The following is a 16273-nucleotide window of genomic DNA, read 5'->3' as shown; positions in this document are numbered from 1 at the left end:
CAGAGAAACCAGCAAGCTCCGGGCATGGGGGCCCGTAAAGGCTTGCGCGTACCACGCCACTGTAGACGTTGCACTTGTGTCGCCCTGCGCGGGGGTCGCATCGTGTTGGCCCGATCGGGGGCGGCGACGTTGTGACGGACTGCGGGCGCTCGAATAGCTGCACGCCGCGGCGGGGGTAGGCTCGGAATCGCGCCGGTGCACCGTACGTCACCGGGAACAGACATGTGGAGAGGAGCCCTGACCCACGGTGAGCACGAAGCCGACGACCACAGAGCTCGAATGGACCGAACTGGACCAGCGCGCGGTGGACACCGCCCGCATCCTGGCCGCGGACGCGGTCCAGAAGGTCGGAAACGGCCACCCCGGCACGGCCATGAGCCTGGCCCCCGCCGCTTACACGCTCTTCCAGAAGGTGATGCGGCACGACCCGGCCGACCCCGAGTGGGTCGGCCGCGATCGTTTCGTGCTCTCCGCCGGACACTCCTCGCTGACCCTCTACACCCAGCTGTACCTGGCCGGCTTCGGCCTGGAGCTGGACGACCTCAAGTCGTTCCGCACCTGGGGCTCGAAGACCCCGGGCCACCCGGAGTACGGCCACACGGCCGGCGTCGAGACCACCACCGGCCCGCTGGGCCAGGGCGTCGCCAACGCGGTGGGCATGGCCATGGCCGCCCGCTACGAGCGCGGCCTGTTCGACCCCGAGGCCGCCCCGGGCACCTCTCCCTTCGACCACATGGTGTACGCCATCGCCGGCGACGGCTGCCTCCAGGAGGGCATCTCCGCCGAGGCGTCCTCGCTCGCGGGCCACCAGAAGCTCGGCAACCTCGTCCTGCTCTGGGACGACAACCACATCTCCATCGAGGGCGACACGGAGACGGCCGTCTCCGAGGACACCCTCAAGCGGTACGAGGCCTACGGCTGGCACGTCCAGCGCATCGAGCAGCAGGCCAACGGCGACATCGACCCCGCCGCCCTGTACGCGGCCCTGGCCGCCGCGAAGGCCGAGACGGAGCGCCCGTCCTTCATCGCGATGCGCTCGATCATCGCCTGGCCGGCCCCGCACGCCCAGAACACCGAGGCGGCCCACGGCTCGGCCCTCGGCGACGACGAGGTCGCGGCCACCAAGCGCGTCCTCGGCTTCGACCCGGAGCAGAGCTTCGAGGTCTCCGACGAGGTCATCGCCCACACCCGCAAGGCGCTGGACCGCGGCCGCGAGGCCAAGGCCGAGTGGGAGAAGGAGTTCTCCGCCTGGCGCACCGCCAACCCGGAGCGCGCCGCCGCGTTCGACCGGATCAACGCGAACGAGTTGCCCGAGGGCTGGGAGGAGGCGCTCCCCGTCTTCGAGCCCGGCTCCTCCGTCGCCACCCGCGCTGCCTCCGGCAAGGTCCTGCAGGCGCTCGGCGCCGTCATCCCGGAGCTGTGGGGCGGCTCGGCCGACCTGGCCGGCTCGAACAACACCACCATCGACAAGAACTCCTCGTTCCTGCCGAAGGGCAACCCGCTGCCGGAGGCCGACCCGTACGGCCGCACCATCCACTTCGGCATCCGCGAGCACGCCATGGCCGCGGCCATGAACGGCATCGCCCTGCACGGCCACACCCGCATCTACGGCGGCACCTTCCTGGTGTTCTCCGACTACATGCGCAACGCGGTCCGCCTGTCCGCCCTGATGCACCTGCCGGTCACCTACGTGTGGACGCACGACTCCATCGGCCTCGGCGAGGACGGCCCGACCCACCAGCCGATCGAGCACCTCGCCTCGCTGCGCGCCATCCCGGGCCTCGCGCTCGTCCGCCCGGCCGACGCCAACGAGACGGCCGTCGCCTGGCGCGAGATCCTGCGCCGCCACACCAAGGTGTTCGGCAAGGGCACCCCGCACGGCCTGGCCCTCACCCGCCAGGGCGTGCCCGTGTACGAGCGGAACGAGGACGCCGCCAAGGGCGGCTACGTCCTCTTCGAGGCCGAGGGCGGCGAGCCGCAGGTCGTGCTCATCGGCACCGGCTCCGAGGTCCAGCTGGCCGTCGCCGCCCGCGAGGCGCTCCAGGCCGAGGGCATCCCGACCCGCGTGGTGTCGATGCCGTCCGTCGAGTGGTTCGAGGAGCAGGACCAGGCCTACAAGGACGGCGTGCTGCCGCCGTCCGTCAAGGCCCGTGTCGCGGTCGAGGCGGGCATCGGCCTGACCTGGCACCGCTACGTCGGGGACGCGGGCCGGATCGTCTCGCTGGAGCACTTCGGCGCCTCCGCCGACGCGAAGGTGCTGTTCCGCGAGTTCGGCTTCACCCCGGAGGCCGTGACCGCCGCCGCCAAGGAATCCCTCGAAGCCGCCGCGCGCTGACGCCGGTACAAGAACCAGTAGGAGATGCAATTCCCATGACAGACGCACTCAAGCGCCTCTCCGACGAGGGCGTGGCGATCTGGCTGGACGACCTGTCCCGCAAGCGCATCACGTCGGGCAACCTGGCCGAGCTGATCGACGAGTCGCACGTCGTCGGCGTCACCACCAACCCGTCGATCTTCCAGAAGGCGATCAGCAGCGGCGACGGCTACGAGCAGCAGCTCGCCGACCTCGCGGCCCGCAAGGTCACCGTCGAAGAGGCCATCCGCATGATCACCACGGCGGACGTCCGCGACGCCGCCGACATCCTGCGGCCGGTCTTCGACCGGACCGACGGCCAGGACGGCCGCGTCTCCATCGAGGTGGACCCGCGGCTGGCCCACAACACGGCGGCGACCGTCGCCGAGGCCAAGCAGCTCGCCTGGCTGGTGGACCGCCCGAACACGCTGATCAAGATCCCCGCGACCAAGGCCGGCCTGCCGGCGATCACCGAGGTCATCGGCCGGGGCATCAGCGTCAACGTCACGCTGATCTTCTCGCTGGAGCGCTACCGCGAGGTCATGGACGCCTACGTGGCGGGCCTGGAGAAGGCCCGGGCCGCGGGCCTGGACCTCTCCGAGATCCACTCGGTCGCGTCGTTCTTCGTCTCCCGCGTGGACACCGAGATCGACAAGCGCCTGGACGGCGTCGGCACCGACGAGGCCAAGGCCCTGAAGGGCAAGTCGGCCCTCGCCAACGCCCGCCTGGCCTACGAGGCGTACGAGGAGGTCTTCTCCTCCGACCGCTGGGCCGCCCTGGAGCGCCTGGGCGCCAACAAGCAGCGCCCGCTGTGGGCCTCGACCGGCGTCAAGGACCCGGCGTACAAGGACACCCTGTACGTGGACGACCTGGTGGCCCCGAACACGGTCAACACGATGCCGGAGGCCACCCTGGAGGCGGCCGCCGACCACGGCCGGGTGACCGGCGACACCGTGCGCGGCACCTACGACGAGTCCCGCCGGGTGCTCGCCGCGGTCGCGGAGCTCGGCATCTCGTACGACGATGTGGTGCAGCTGCTGGAGGACGAGGGCGTCGAGAAGTTCGAGGCGTCCTGGAACGACCTGCTGAAGTCCACCGAGGCGGAGCTGGAGCGCCTCGCTCCCACGGAGGCCTGAACACCTTGTCTGTAAACGGAGCGAACCCGCTTCGTGACGCACAGGACCGGCGGCTCCCGCGTATCGCGGGGCCGTCCGGCCTGGTCATTTTCGGCGTTACGGGTGACCTGTCGCGCAAGAAGCTGATGCCTGCCGTCTACGACCTGGCCAACCGAGGCCTGCTCCCGCCGGGCTTCTCCCTGATCGGCTTCGCCCGCCGCGAGTGGGAGCACGAGGACTTCGCCCAGGAGGTGTACGAGGCCGTCAAGCAGCACTCGCGCACCCCCTTCCGGGAGGAGGTGTGGCAGCAGCTGGTGCAGGGCTGCCGCTTCGTCCAGGGCGACTTCGACGACGACCAGGCGTTCGAGACGCTGAAGGCGACGATCGAGGAGCTCGACAAGCAGCAGGGGACGGGCGGGAACTTCGCCTTCTACCTGTCGGTGCCGCCGAAGTGGTTCCCCAAGGTGGTCCAGCAGCTCAAGGACCACGGGCTCGCCCAGAAGGAGGGCTCCTGGCGGCGCGCCGTCATCGAGAAGCCCTTCGGTCACGACCTGAAGAGCGCCGAGGAGCTCAACAAGGTCGTCCACGAGGTGTTCCCGCGGGACGAGGTCTTCCGCATCGACCACTACCTCGGCAAGGAGACCGTCCAGAACATCCTGGCGCTCCGCTTCGCGAACACGATGTTCGAGCCGATCTGGAACCGGTCCTACGTGGACCACGTGCAGATCACCATGGCCGAGGACATCGGCATCGGCGGCCGCGCCGGGTACTACGACGGCATCGGCGCCGCCCGCGACGTCATCCAGAACCACCTGCTGCAGCTGCTCGCGCTGACGGCGATGGAGGAGCCGGGCTCCTTCCACCCCAAGGCGCTGGTGGCGGAGAAGCTGAAGGTGCTGAGCGCCGTCCAGATCCCCGAGGACCTGGGCAAGCACACCGTGCGCGGCCAGTACACCTCGGCGTGGCAGGGCGGCGAGAAGGTCGTCGGCTACCTCGAAGAGGACGGCATCGACCCGAAGTCCAAGACGGACACCTACGCGGCGATCCGCCTGGAGATCAACAACCGCCGCTGGGCGGGCGTGCCGTTCTACCTGCGGACGGGCAAGCGCCTGGGCCGCCGGGTGACGGAGATCGCGGTCGTCTTCAAGCGGGCCCCGTACCTGCCGTTCGAGTCGGGCGCGACCGAGGAGCTGGGGCAGAACGCCCTGGTCATCCGGGTCCAGCCGGACGAGGGCGTCACGGTCCGCTTCGGCTCCAAGGTCCCGGGCACCTCGATGGAGGTCCGGGACGTCACGATGGACTTCGCGTACGGCGAGTCCTTCACGGAGTCGAGCCCCGAGGCGTACGAGCGCCTCATCCTGGACGTCCTGCTGGGCGACGCGAACCTCTTCCCGCGCCACCAGGAGGTCGAGCTGTCCTGGAACATCCTCGACCCGATCGAGGAGTACTGGGACAGGCACGGCAGGCCCGCGCAGTACCCGGCGGGGACCTGGGGGCCGATCGAGGCGGACGAGATGCTCGCACGAGACGGACGGAGCTGGCGCCGGCCATGAAGATCGACCTCACGGAGACCACCTCCAGCAAGATCAACGCCGCGCTGGTGCAGGCCCGCCGCGACATCGGCACGCCGGCCATCGGCATGGTCCTCACGCTGGTGATCGTGACCGACGAGGAGAACGCGTACGACGCCCTGAAGTCGGCGAACGACGCGTCCCACGAGCACCCCTCGCGGATCATCGTCGTGATCAAGCGGGTCAGCCGTTCGGCCCGCAGCCGCCGCGACGCCCGCCTCGACGCGGAGGTCCGGGTCGGCGCGGACGCGGGCACCGGCGAGACGGTCGTGCTGCGCCTCCACGGCGAGCTCGTCCACCACGCCGACTCGGTGGTCCTCCCGCTGCTGCTGCCGGATGCCCCGGTCGTCGTCTGGTGGCCCGAGGGCGCGCCCTCGGACCTGGCGGGCAGCGCGCTGGGCGCGCTCGGGCAGCGCCGCATCAGCGACACGTACGCCTGCGAGGACCCCATAGGGGCCCTCGCGGAGCGGGCGCAGACGTACGCGCCCGGGGACACGGACCTGTCCTGGACCCGCATCACGCCGTGGCGCTCCATGCTGGCGGCGGCCTTGGACCAGCAGGCCTTCGAGGTCGTCTCGGCGACCGTCGAGGGCGAGGACGAGAACCCGTCCTGCGAGCTGCTGGCCATGTGGCTGGCGGACCGGCTGAAGGTGCCCGTCGAGCGCACGCTGTCCTCGGGCCCCGGCCTGACGGCGGTCCGCCTGGAGACCAAGGAGGGCGAGATCCTCCTGGGCCGTGCGGACGGCTCGCTGGCGACGCTGTGCATGCCGGGCCAGCCCGACCGCAGCGTGGCGCTCAAGCGCCGCGAGACGGCCGAGCTTCTGGCGGAGGAGCTGCGCCGGCTGGACCCGGACAACACGTACGAGTCCGCGCTGAAGTTCGGCGTGGCGAAGCTGCGGGCGGCGCAGGACTCCCCCGCCCCGGCCGCGCCCGCCGCGGCCGCGCAGGCGGCGGAGGGCGACGGCGCCGGGGACGGCGGCGAAGCGGCCGCCCCCGCCGGCAAGGCCGCCGCGAAGCCCGCCTCCAAGGCGGCCGCCAAGAAGGCCCCGGCCAAGCAGTGACACCCCGCGGCCGCCGGCCGGCTCCGCCCCTTCCGGGGCGGTCCGGTCGGCGGCCGTGCCATTTCCCGACCAAGAAGGCGGCAACAACATGGGTATGACGACTCCCCAGGTCGTCGTCCACCGGGACAAGGAGCTGATGGCCCAGGCCGCGGCCGCCCGGCTCATCACGAAGATCGTGGACGCTCAGGCCGCCCGGGGCACCGCCTCGGTGGTCCTGACCGGCGGCCGCAACGGCAACGGGCTGCTCGCCGCGCTGGCGGCGGCACCCGCCCGGGACGCGGTCGACTGGGCCCGGATCGACCTGTGGTGGGGCGACGAGCGCTTCGTCCCGGCCGACGACCCCGAGCGCAACCACGTCCAGGCGTGCGAGGCGCTGCTGGACGCGGTGCCCGTCGACCCGGCGCGGGTGCACGCGATGCCGGCGTCGGACGGCCCGTACGGGGACGACGCGGACGCCGCGGCCGCGGCCTACGCGGAGGAGCTGCGGCGCGCCGCGGGCCCCGAGGACCACGGCCCGGTCCCCCGCTTCGACGTGCTGATGCTGGGCGTGGGCCCCGACACGCACGTGGCGTCGCTGTTCCCGGAGCACCCGGCGGCGCGGGAGACCGAGCGCACGGTCGTCGGCGTGCACGGCGCCCCGAAGCCCCCGCCGACCCGGGTGTCGCTGACCCTGCCGGCGATCCGGGCGGCCCGCGAGGTGTGGCTGCTCGCGGCGGGCGAGGACAAGGCCGGGGCGGTCGCCATCGCGCTGGGCGGCGCCGGCGAGGTCCAGGCCCCGGCGGCGGCCGCGTACGGGCGCTCGCGCACCCTGTGGCTGCTCGACCGGGCGGCCGCGGCGAAGCTCCCGGCGGGCCTCTACCCGCCGGTGTGAGCCTGACGGCCCCTCACGGTGCTGCGGACGGCCCGCCCTCCCCTCGGGGACGGCGGGCCGTCGCGTCGGCAGGGGTCAGGAGCGGCCGCGCAGCGAGCGGTAGACCCCGACGAGGTTCCGGGTCGAGGCGTCGAGCCCGGGCACGTCGGCGCCCTCGGCCAGCGCCGGCTCCACCCGCTTGGCGAGGACCTTGCCGAGCTCCACGCCCCACTGGTCGAAGGAGTCGATGTTCCACACGGCGCCCTGGACGAAGACCTTGTGCTCGTACAGCGCGATCAGCTGGCCGATCACGGACGGGGTCAGCTCGGCGGCCAGGACCGTGGTCGTGGGGTGGTTGCCGCGGAAGGTCTTGTGGGGGACGAGCTCCTCGGCGACGCCCTCGGCGCGGACCTCGTCGGCGGTCTTGCCGAAGGCCAGCGCCTGCGTCTGGGCGAAGAAGTTGGCCATCAGCAGGTCGTGCTGGGCCGCGAGGCGCGGCGGCAGTTCGGCGATCGGGCGGGCGAAGCCGATGAAGTCGGCCGGGATCACCTTGGTGCCCTGGTGGATCAACTGGTAGTAGGCGTGCTGGCCGTTGGTGCCGGGGGTGCCCCATACCACGGGGCCCGTCTGCCAGTCGACGGGGCGGCCCTCGCGGTCCACGGACTTGCCGTTGGACTCCATGTCGAGCTGCTGGAGGTATGCGGTGAACCGCGACAGGTAGTGGCTGTAGGGCAGGACCGCGTGCGACTGGGCGTCGTGGAAGGCGCCGTACCAGATGCCGAGGAGACCGAGGAGCAGCGGGGCGTTCTCCTCCGGGGGCGCCGTGCGGAAGTGCTCGTCCATCAGCCGGAAGCCGGAGAGGAGTTCGCGGAAGCGGTCCGGGCCGATCGCGATCATCAGCGAGAGGCCGATGGCGGAGTCGAAGGAGTAGCGGCCGCCGACCCAGTCCCAGAACTCGAACATGTTGGCCGGGTCGATGCCGAAGCCCGTCACCTTCTCCGCGTTGGTGGAGAGCGCGACGAAGTGCCGTGCGACGGCGGCCTCGTCGCCGCCCAGGCCGTCCAGCAGCCAGGCGCGGGCCGATTCGGCGTTGGTGATGGTCTCGATCGTCGTGAACGTCTTGGACGCGACGATGAACAGGGTCCGCGCCGGGTCGAGGTCGCGGACGGCCTCGTGCAGGTCGGCGCCGTCGACGTTGGAGACGAACCGCACCGTCAGGCCGCGGTCGGTGAAGGGGCGCAGCGCCTCGTACGCCATCGCCGGTCCGAGGTCGGAGCCGCCGATGCCGATGTTGACGATGTTGGTGAGGGGCGCTCCGGTGAAGCCGGTCCACTCCCCGGAGCGGATCCGCTCGCTGAAGGAGGCCATCTTGTCGAGGACGGCGTGCACGCCGGGGACGACGTCCTCGCCGTCGACCTCGACGACGGCGCCGGCGGGGGCGCGCAGCGCGGTGTGCAGGACCGCGCGGCCCTCGGTGGTGTTGATCTTCTCGCCGCGGAACATGGCCTCGCGCAGTTCGGCGACGCCGGTGGCGGCGGCCAGTTCGCGCAGCAGCGTGAGCGTCTCGTCGGTGACGAGGTGCTTGGAGTAGTCGATGTGGAGGTCTCCGACGCGCAGCGTGTACGCCGTGCCGCGGTCGGGGTCCTCCTCGAACAGCTGCCGCAGATGCGTCTGCCCCAGCTCTTCCCGGTGCTTGCCGAGGGCAAGCCACTCGGGGGTCCGGTTGAGCCTTGCCCGGCCTTCTGCGTTCATCTCGGACATCAACCCGTTTCTTCCGTCCTGTCGTGCCCCGCCGATCACCAACTTAAGGGATGGAGGAGGCCTGTGCGGGACAGCGCTGCGGTGTGCGGGCATGCGAAAGGGCCCGGTCCGCCGGAGGCAGTCCTCCCGCGGGCCCGGGCCCGGTGCCGCGCCGGTGCGCGGCTCTCGTCAGATCTCGCCGCGGAGCTTGGCGAGGGCCTCGGCGAGGATGGCCTCGCCGTCGGCGTCGGTGCGGCGTTCGCGCACGTACGCCAGGTGCGTCTTGTACGGCTCGGTGCGCGGCGGCGCCGGGGGGTTGTCCCGGTCCTGGCCGGCCGGGAACCCGCAGCGCGGGCAGTCCCAGGTGTCCGGCACCTGTGCGTCGCTGGCGAAGCTGGGCTGCGTCTCGTGCCCGTTCGAGCACCAGAACGAGATGCGCAGGCGGGGCGCGGACTCGCCGCGCTCGGCCTCGCCCATCGGCCCCGCCCCGACCCGGCTGCCACGGATCGCGTTGCCACTTGCCACGGTCGTAACTCCCCTGCGTGATGGTGCCGCGAAGCGTGAGAGGTTTCCGCCGCGGGCGCCCCAGTCTACGGAAGGCCCAACGGACGTCCAGCAAATGGAGTTACTCACTCCGAGCCGTGGACGCCGCCTTCATGATAGGCGGGACGCGCCGGGCGGGACGGCCGGATCGGCGAGAACCGGCGGCTGCCCGGAGGCGTCAGCCGTTCGACTTCATCAGCAGGCCGAGGGCGACGATGCACGCGAACCACAGCAGGCCGACCACGACCGTGATGCGGTCGAGGTTGCGCTCGGCGACCGAGGAGCCGCCGACGGAGGACTGCATGCCGCCGCCGAACATGTCGGAGAGGCCGCCGCCCTTGCCCTTGTGCATCAGCACGAGCAGCATCAGCAGCGCACTGAAGACGATCAGGGCGATCGAGAACCCCATAACCACGGCTGATTCCTACTTTCTGGCTTCCGAAGGCTTTCCGGCGGTGCCGGATGGGCGCGGGGGCCAGTGGCTGGTGGTGCAGCCTCCTGGCCCCCGCAAGGGTACGACGGATCCGGCCCGCGGCCTACTCGCTGCCGCGGGGTGCGGACTACTGGTCCCGGAACCGGACGATCTTGACGAACTCGTCCGCGTCGAGGGCCGCGCCGCCGATCAGGGCGCCGTCGACGTCGGGCTGCGCCATGATCGCCGCGATGTTGTTCGCCTTGACGGAGCCGCCGTACTGGATGCGGACCTTGTCGGCCAGCTCCTGGGAGTACAGCTCGGCGAGGCGGCGGCGGATGGCCCCGCAGACCTCCTGCGCGTCCTCGGGGGTGGCGACCTCGCCGGTGCCGATGGCCCAGACGGGCTCGTAGGCGATGACGACGGACTCGGCCTGCTCGGCCGGGATGTCCTTCAGGCCGCCGTCGACCTGGGCGAGGGTGTGGGCGACCTGGTCGCCTGCCTTGCGGACCTCCAGGCCCTCGCCGACGCACAGGATCGGGGTGAGGCCGTGCCGGTAGGCGGCCTTGACCTTGGCGTTGCAGACCTCGTCGGTCTCGCCGTGGTACTGGCGGCGCTCGCTGTGGCCGACGGCCACGAACGTGCACTTGAGCTTGGCGAGCATGGAGCCGGAGATCTCGCCGGTGTAGGCGCCGGCGTCGTGGGCCGAGAGGTCCTGGGCGCCGTACTTGATCTTCAGCTTGTCGCCGTCGACGAGCGTCTGGACGGAGCGCAGGTCGACGAAGGGCGGCAGGACCGCGACCTCGACGGCGTCGTAGTCCTTGTCGGCGAGCGCGAAGGCGAGCTTCTGGACGTGCGCGATGGCCTCGAGGTGGTTGAGGTTCATCTTCCAGTTGCCCGCCATGAGCGGGGTGCGCGTGGTCATCGGGGGTCAGACCTCCAGTGCAGCGAGACCGGGGAGCGTCTTGCCCTCGAGGTATTCGAGGGAGGCGCCGCCGCCGGTAGAGATGTGGCCGAAAGCGTTCTCGTCGAAGCCGAGCGTGCGCACGGCCGCGGCCGAGTCGCCGCCGCCGACGACGGTGAACGCGCTGCTGTCGACGAGGGCCTGCGCGATGGCGCGGGTGCCGCCGGCGTAGTCCGGGTGCTCGAAGACGCCCACGGGGCCGTTCCAGAACACCGTCTCGGCATCGGCGATCTTCGAAGCGTACAGCTCGCGGGTCTTGGGGCCGATGTCGAGGCCCTCCTTGTCCGCGGGGATCTTGTCGGCGTCGACGGTGGCGTACTCGGCCGGCGTCTTGCCCTTGAGGTCGGGGAACTCGGAGGCGGCGAGGACGTCGACCGGCAGGACGAGCTCGACGCCGTTGGCCTCGGCGCGGGCCATGTACTCCTTGACGGTCTCCACCTGGTCCTTCTGGAGCAGGGAGATGCCGACCTCGTAGCCCTTGGCGTGGAGGAAGGTGTAGGCCATGCCGCCGCCGATGAGGAGGCGGTCGGCCTTGCCGAGGAGCTCGTCGATGACGGCGAGCTTGTCGGAGACCTTGGCGCCGCCGAGGACGACGACGTAGGGGCGCTTGACGTCGGCGGTCAGCTTCTTCAGGACGCCGACCTCGGCGGCGATCAGGGAGCCGGCGGCGTGCGGCAGGCGCGCGGGCAGGTCGTAGACCGAGGCGTGCTTGCGGTGCACGGCGCCGAAGCCGTCGCCGACGTAGACGTCGGCCAGCTCGGCGAGCTGGTCGGCGAAGGCTCCGCGCTCGGCGTCGTCCTTGGCGGTCTCGCCGGGGTTGAAGCGGAGGTTCTCCAGGACGGCGACCTGGCCGTCGGAGAGCTTCGCGACGGTCTCCCTGGCGGAGGCGCCGACGGTGTCGGCGGCGAAGGCGACCTCCGCGCCGAGGAGTTCGCCGAGCCGCTTCGCGGCGGGGGCGAGGGAGAACGCCGGGTCCGGGGCGCCCTTGGGGCGGCCCAGGTGCGAGGCGACGACCACGCGGGCGCCGGCCCCGGCGAGGCGGGCGATGGTCGGCTGCACGGCGCGGATCCGGCCGTCATCGGTGATCACGTCGCCGGAGAGCGGCACGTTGAGGTCCGCGCGGACGAAGACCCTCTTGCCCGAGACGCCCTCGGCGAGGAGTTCGTCGATCGTCTTCATGTGTTTCTACTCCTTGTCCCCCGGCACGGGCCGTACCGGCGCGGGGTGGGTGGGGCGGGCAGGCAACAGGGCCCGTACGGCGCTTCATCGCGCTGCGCGGACCCTGTGCTCACATCATGGGAGTTCGGCTTGTGTGTCCGACGTGCGTCAGAGCCGGCCGCCGACGTAGACGGTCAGGTCGACGAGTCGGTTGGAGTAGCCCCACTCGTTGTCGTACCAGCCGACGACCTTGACCTGCTTGCCCTGGACCATCGTCAGCGACGAGTCGAAGGTGCAGGAGGCCGGCCAGTTCACGATGTCGGAGGAGACGATCGCGTCCTCGGTGTAGTCCAGGATGCCCTTGAGCTGGCCCTCGGACGCCTTCTGGAAGGCGGCGTTGATCTCGTCCTTGGTGACCTCGCGGTCGAGTTCGATGACGAGGTCGGTGACCGAGCCGGTGGGGACCGGGACGCGCATGGCGATGCCGTCGAGCTTGCCCTTCAGCTGCGGCAGGACCAGCGCGGTGGCCTTGGCGGCACCGGTGGAGGTCGGGATGATGTTCTCGGCTGCGGCGCGGGCGCGGCGCAGGTCCGAGTGCGGGAAGTCCAGGATGCGCTGGTCGTTCGTGTACGCGTGGACCGTCGTCATCATGCCCTTGACGATGCCGAAGTTCTCGTCGAGGACCTTGGCCATCGGCGCCACGCAGTTGGTGGTGCAGGAGGCGTTGGAGATGACGTGGTGGTTGGCCGCGTCGTACTTGTCGTGGTTGACGCCCATCACGATGGTGATGTCCTCGTCCTTGGCCGGGGCCGAGATGAGGACCTTCTTCGCGCCGGCGGCGATGTGCTTGGCGGCGTCGGCCTTCTTCGTGAAGATGCCGGTCGACTCGATGACGATGTCGGCGCCCAGCTCGCCCCACGGGAGGTTCGCGGGGTCGCGCTCGGCGAACGTCTTGAAGGTGTTGCCGCCGACCGTGATCGTGTCCTCGGTGTGCGTGACCTCCTGCTTGAGGCGGCCGAGGATGCTGTCGTACTTGAGGAGGTGCACCAGGGTGGCGTTGTCCGTCAGGTCGTTGACACCGACGATCTCGATGTCCGCCCCCTGCTCCAGGAGAGCTCGGAAGTAGTTGCGGCCAATTCGACCAAAACCGTTGATTCCTACGCGGATCGTCACGAACCGATCTCCTCGTTGGTGCGCCGGTCTGTGCGCCCGGCGAGCTGTAAATGGGATGTCCCCGACCGCTTACGACCCTACCTCTCCGTGAGCTTGCGAGTGACATCGTCCGGGACCTGACACACCCCGCACCCCGCTCCGGCGGGCCGGTGCGGGGCTTGCGGGGCCTCGGTGCCGGTCACGCGGCGTGAGCGGCGGCGGGGGCGGTGATCAGCGGTTCAGCGCACGGAGCGCCTTACCGACGAGTAGCGCGCGGTCGGCCGGCTCACGGAGGTGCTCCAGGCCGAATCCGAGCAGGACGGTGTCACGCGTGGTGACCGAGGCGTACGAGCGGAACAGCTCGCCGGAGCGCTGCCAGTCGCCGGGAACTTCGGCGCTTCCCACAGGGGCGCCGGCCGCCGTCCAGCTCCCCAGGGAGGCCTCGAACCCCTCGGTGGTCTGGTCCACTCCCCCGACGGAGAGGCGGACGTCGTCCGCGAAGACGCCGCGGCCGCCGTCGCTCGCGTCCGTGACGTACGACAGCGACACCTCGACGGTCCGGCCCGCGTACGCGCTCAGGTCGAAGGAGGCCTGCTTCCAGCCGTCGGACGAGCCGGTGAGGCTGTGCCACACGCCGCTGCTCCCCCGCGCGGTGCAGCCGCTGCCCTCCTGGGTGAGGTAGCGCCGCAGGAAGGGGTGCGCGTTGACGAAGAAGCCGGCCCCGCAGTCCGTCGGCACCTGGCCGCGGGTCAGGCCGCCCGCCTCGGGCAGGGTGGTCCAGTCGTCGGCGCCGGCCGTGCGCGCCTCCAGGACGGCGTGGTCGTAGCCCCGCTCGGTGTGCCAGTTCAGGGCGGCCTTGAGCTGCGGCGCGTCCGCGGCGGACACGGTCGTGAGGTCGATGGTGCGGGTCAGCCGCCGCCAGTCCCCGTCGGCGTGGGTCGCCGCGGCCATGCCGGTGCCGGAGTGGGGGGCGTACGGGTTCGCGACGCCGGCGTACCCGCCCGCCTGCGCGCTGCGGAACTGCGGGAAGCGGTCCGCGGGCAGGCTCTCGGAGGTGATGGTGAAGGCGCCGGGCGCGTCCAGGGGGTTGCCCTCGGCGTCGCCGAGCCCGCCGCGGGCCCCGGCGAGGCCGCCCGCGCCGGTGAAGCCGGCGGCTCCGCGGACGCTGCTGCGGCCGTAGGCGCCGAGCCAGTACTGACCGAAGTCGTCGGTGAGGGCGGGCCCGACCCGGGCGTCGCCGCCGGCCGACTCACCGGCCTCGATCAGCTTCCCGCCCTCGTTGAGGTACGAGCGCAGCGCGAGCTGGGTGGCGCCGCCGGGGGCGCCGGCGCCGGTGTAGTGGACGGCGGTGCGGAAGTGCGCGAGGACGCCGAGGCGGTGCGGGGCGCCCTGGACGGCCGTGTCCCACACGGCTGCCGCCCGGCCGTTGGCGCGGAGCGCGTCGGCGTAGCCGCCGGCGTGCCGGGCGGGGGCGCCCTCCTCGGCGATCACGAGGGCGTCGGCGCGGGGCCGCTCGGCGACCGTGTACGTGAAGCGGTCGCTGGAGACGCGGCGGCCGTCCCGGTCGCGGCCCGTGAACCAGACCTCGACGCGGTCGCCGGGGCGGGCGCCGTGCACCGCGCCCCGGTACTCGTCGAACCAGTTGTTGTCCTCGCCGCCGTAGACGGAGCCGCCCTTCCAGGGCTTCACGCCGCGGTCGTGGGTGCGGCCGCCGTTGACGCGCCAGTGCAGCCGCTTGTCGCCGAGCGCCTTGCGGGCGGTGACGGCGACCGGCTGGTCGCGGCCGTCGGGCGCGTAGGAGGTGGTGAAGGGGTCGAGGGTGAAGTCGGCTGCCGTCAGGCCCACGGGTGACACCGGCCGGTCGGGGCGTGCGGCGCTCTCGCCGACGGCGAGCGCGAAGGGGATGTTCTTGGCGAACTCGGCCTGGATCAGCTTCTCGTCGTCGGGGAAGTTGAAGCCGGATCGGCAGTCCTCGGGCTTCCACCGGTCGTTCGGGTCGGAGGCGGAGGCCGTCCGGCAGGTGGTCATCTCCGGGGTGAACATCATGATGCCGTTGACGTTCGCGGCGTGGCCGTCGGCCTCGCCGTTGGTGGTGTACAGCTCGGACGACAGCTGCGGCCGGTAGCCGGGGACCGCCGGGTTGTCGGGGGTGCCGGCGAGCGCCCGGTAGGCGGTGTCGTCGGGGGTGGGCGTGGCGACCTGCCAGCCGACGCCGTAGAGGATGAGCTCGGCGGCGGAGTGGTAGTTGACGGCGTACTCGAAGCCGATCCGCTTCTGGAACCGGTCGAGGGCGGCGGTCTCGGGCTCGGAGGCCGCGGAGGGGCCGCGGTAGGTCTCGTTCGCGGGGTTGGGCGAGGAGCCCTCGTCGTCGTATCCCCACTTGTAGGCGAAGTTCCGGTTCAGGTCGACGCCGTCGCCGCTGGTGATCTTCCCGTCGCCGTTGTTGTCGCGGAGGTTCTTGCGCCAGAGCCGGTTGGCCTCGGAGGCGTGGGTGTGGTCGTAGCCGTCGGGGTTGGCCGACAGCAGGAACCACAGTTCGGTGGAGTCCACCAGCTTCGTGATCCGGGGGTCCTTGCCGTAGGCGTCCAGCGTGTGGTGCATCAGGCGCCGCGTCATCTCGGGCGTGATCCACTCGCGGGCGTGCTGGTTGGACATGTACAGCACGGAGGGCTTCGCGCCGTCGCGGGTGGTGCGGGCGTTCTTCGTGACCTTCAGCGCGAGGATGTCCCGGCCCTGGACGGTCTTGCCGATGGAGACGGCCTTGGCGAGGCCGGGGTGCTCCCGCGCGGTCCGCAGGACCTCCTCCTTCAGGCCGCCCTTGCCGCTGTACGGGCGGAAGACGCCGTCGCCGGAGGCCTGCGCGCGGGCGGTTGCTCCGGTCTTGCGTTCGGTGAGGGCCACGCCGCGGGCGGCGAGCCCGCGGGCCTGGCCCTCGGTGAGGAACAGCTCCACGCGGGCGGTGCCGGTCTCCGGGGCGCGTTCGGAGAGCTCGTGCCCGTCCTGGCCGGCGGCGAGGACGAGCGGGACCTGCTCCTTGGTGATGTCGGCGTCGTAGACCCGGACCTCCTCGGCGCCGGGTGCGGCGTCCGCTGCGGGGCGGGCGTGGGCCGCGGCCGGGAGGGCGGCCGCGGTGGTTGCTAAGAGGAGTGAGCTGGCGGCGAGGATCAGTCCCGCGCGGTGCCTCATGTGCCCCCCTGGGGGTCGACTGCCACGAAAGCGTTCGGACGACAGGCTCACGAGGCCTCGTGTCCATGTCAATGGGGCGTTGCGGGAACGAGCCGCCGCGCGCCCGGGGCCCGTACGCGGCGCGCTGTGCGGCGTACGGGCCCCGGTGCGTGGTGCGCTGCCGGCCGG

General features: G+C 71.6%; 12 protein-coding genes. 5 read left to right on the top strand and 7 right to left on the bottom strand.

Annotated elements, in window-relative coordinates; genetic code table 11:
- Positions 1–247 precede the first annotated feature (247 nt).
- The 5 genes from tkt (at position 248) to pgl (ending at position 6971) form a co-directional block, all read left to right on the top strand.
- Entirely contained in the window at positions 248–2335 is a 2088-nt protein-coding gene (gene tkt, locus EF903_RS00775) for a transketolase (protein WP_125540645.1), read from the top strand.
- A 35-nt stretch (positions 2336–2370) separates the two neighbouring features.
- Complete coding sequence (gene tal, locus EF903_RS00770) at positions 2371–3489, top strand: transaldolase (protein WP_125540644.1); 1119 nt, start codon at positions 2371–2373, stop codon at positions 3487–3489.
- A gap of 5 nt (positions 3490–3494) precedes the next feature.
- Positions 3495–5021: a glucose-6-phosphate dehydrogenase gene (gene zwf, locus EF903_RS00765; RefSeq protein ID WP_125540643.1), complete on the top strand. Its 1527-nt coding sequence runs from the start codon at positions 3495–3497 to the stop codon at positions 5019–5021.
- Positions 5018–6100, top strand: a complete 1083-nt coding sequence (gene opcA / locus EF903_RS00760; protein ID WP_125540642.1) for a glucose-6-phosphate dehydrogenase assembly protein OpcA — start codon at positions 5018–5020, stop codon at positions 6098–6100. Before zwf ends, opcA begins: the two co-directional genes overlap by 4 nt.
- Before the next feature lie 94 nt (positions 6101–6194).
- Entirely contained in the window at positions 6195–6971 is a 777-nt protein-coding gene (gene pgl / locus EF903_RS00755) for a 6-phosphogluconolactonase (protein WP_125540641.1), read from the top strand.
- Between the two features lie 75 nt (positions 6972–7046).
- Here the strand turns inward: pgl and pgi are convergent, their stop codons facing one another.
- The 7 genes from pgi to EF903_RS00720 all read right to left on the bottom strand — a co-directional run bounded on the left by pgi (position 7047) and on the right by EF903_RS00720 (position 16105).
- Positions 7047–8702, bottom strand: a complete 1656-nt coding sequence (pgi, locus tag EF903_RS00750) for a glucose-6-phosphate isomerase (RefSeq protein WP_125540664.1) — start codon at positions 8700–8702, stop codon at positions 7047–7049.
- 177 nt (positions 8703–8879) lie between these two features.
- Positions 8880–9167 (bottom strand): RNA polymerase-binding protein RbpA, encoded by a 288-nt coding sequence (locus EF903_RS00745; protein ID WP_030197743.1) that lies wholly within the window; start codon positions 9165–9167, stop codon positions 8880–8882.
- A 244-nt stretch (positions 9168–9411) separates the two neighbouring features.
- Positions 9412–9642, bottom strand: a complete 231-nt coding sequence (gene secG, locus EF903_RS00740; RefSeq protein WP_125540640.1) for a preprotein translocase subunit SecG — start codon at positions 9640–9642, stop codon at positions 9412–9414.
- A 151-nt stretch (positions 9643–9793) separates the two neighbouring features.
- Complete coding sequence (gene tpiA, locus EF903_RS00735; protein ID WP_125540639.1) at positions 9794–10570, bottom strand: triose-phosphate isomerase; 777 nt, start codon at positions 10568–10570, stop codon at positions 9794–9796.
- Positions 10571–10576: 6 nt separating this feature from the next.
- Entirely contained in the window at positions 10577–11788 is a 1212-nt protein-coding gene (locus EF903_RS00730; RefSeq protein WP_125540638.1) for a phosphoglycerate kinase, read from the bottom strand.
- A 147-nt stretch (positions 11789–11935) separates the two neighbouring features.
- On the bottom strand, positions 11936–12940 hold the full coding sequence (gene gap, locus EF903_RS00725; RefSeq protein ID WP_125540637.1) for a type I glyceraldehyde-3-phosphate dehydrogenase: 1005 nt from the start codon (positions 12938–12940) through the stop codon (positions 11936–11938).
- Positions 12941–13150: 210 nt separating this feature from the next.
- Positions 13151–16105, bottom strand: coding sequence for a M14 family metallopeptidase (locus tag EF903_RS00720; RefSeq protein ID WP_125540636.1), 2955 nt, complete (start codon positions 16103–16105; stop codon positions 13151–13153).
- Positions 16106–16273: the final 168 nt, after the last annotated feature.

Origin of the sequence: Streptomyces sp. WAC05292 (genome assembly GCF_003949955.1) — a bacterium.
GTDB lineage: Bacteria > Actinomycetota > Actinomycetes > Streptomycetales > Streptomycetaceae > Streptomyces > Streptomyces globosus.
This window is presented reverse-complemented; position numbering and strand designations above follow the sequence as displayed.

Bases quoted from the DNA above. Each gene is read 5' to 3' on its own strand.
- EF903_RS00730 (WP_125540638.1), bottom strand. From the start codon at position 11,788: ATGAAGACGATCGACGAACTCCTCGCCGAGGGCGTCTCGGGCAAGAGG.
- pgi (WP_125540664.1), bottom strand. From the start codon at position 8,702: ATGAACGCAGAAGGCCGGGCAAGGCTCAACCGGACCCCCGAGTGGCTT.
- tal (WP_125540644.1), top strand. From the start codon at position 2,371: ATGACAGACGCACTCAAGCGCCTCTCCGACGAGGGCGTGGCGATCTGG.
- EF903_RS00720 (WP_125540636.1), bottom strand. From the start codon at position 16,105: ATGAGGCACCGCGCGGGACTGATCCTCGCCGCCAGCTCACTCCTCTTA.
- opcA (WP_125540642.1), top strand. From the start codon at position 5,018: ATGAAGATCGACCTCACGGAGACCACCTCCAGCAAGATCAACGCCGCG.
- secG (WP_125540640.1), bottom strand. From the start codon at position 9,642: ATGGGGTTCTCGATCGCCCTGATCGTCTTCAGTGCGCTGCTGATGCTG.
- EF903_RS00745 (WP_030197743.1), bottom strand. From the start codon at position 9,167: ATGGGCGAGGCCGAGCGCGGCGAGTCCGCGCCCCGCCTGCGCATCTCG.
- pgl (WP_125540641.1), top strand. From the start codon at position 6,195: ATGACGACTCCCCAGGTCGTCGTCCACCGGGACAAGGAGCTGATGGCC.
- tpiA (WP_125540639.1), bottom strand. From the start codon at position 10,570: ATGACCACGCGCACCCCGCTCATGGCGGGCAACTGGAAGATGAACCTC.